Here is a 604-nt window from a genome sequence, read left to right as displayed (position 1 = left end):
TTGCTGGCCGAGCACCGCCACGAGGTCGCGGCCGTCGTCATGGAGCCGCTGCTGTGCAACACCGGCTGCATCGCGCCGGAGCCGGAGTTCCTCTCGGGTGTGCGCGAGCTGACGGCGGCAGCTGGGGCCCTGTTGGTGTTCGACGAGGTCATCACCGGTTTCCGGCTGGCCCGCGGCGGCGCGCAGGAGTGGTTCGGGGTGACGCCGGACCTCGCGGTGTTCGGCAAGGCGATCGCCGGCGGGCTGCCGGTGGCGGCGATCGCCGGGCGGGCGGAGGTGATGGACCAGATCACCGCCGGCACCGTCGGGCACGCGGGCACGTTCAACAGCAACCCCGTGGGCATGGCGGCGGCGGTCGCGACCCTGGGGCGGCTGCAGCGCGACGGCGACGAGCTCTACCCGCGGCTGCGGGCGACCGGGCAGCGGCTGATGAACGGGCTGCGGTCGGTGGCGGCCGACGCGGGCGTGCCGATGCTGGTCGACGGCCCCGGCCCGGTGTTCCAGACCTACCTGACCTCGGCCGACTCCGTGCGCGACTACCGCGACTTCGCCGCCACCGACCGCGCCGGCATGGCCCGCCTGCACGCCGAGCTGCTGCGCCGCG

At 75.0% G+C, this 604-nt stretch carries 1 protein-coding gene; it reads left to right on the top strand.

Annotated features, from left to right (window positions below):
* Nucleotides 1-604 (top strand): aminotransferase class III-fold pyridoxal phosphate-dependent enzyme (locus E1212_RS29145; RefSeq protein WP_131989035.1); only part of this gene is annotated, 604 nt, incomplete at both ends.

This window comes from Jiangella ureilytica, assembly GCF_004348545.1.
Lineage (GTDB): Bacteria > Actinomycetota > Actinomycetes > Jiangellales > Jiangellaceae > Jiangella > Jiangella ureilytica.
The sequence above is the reverse complement of the archived record's forward strand: the minus strand, read 5'-3'. Positions and strand labels throughout refer to the sequence as shown.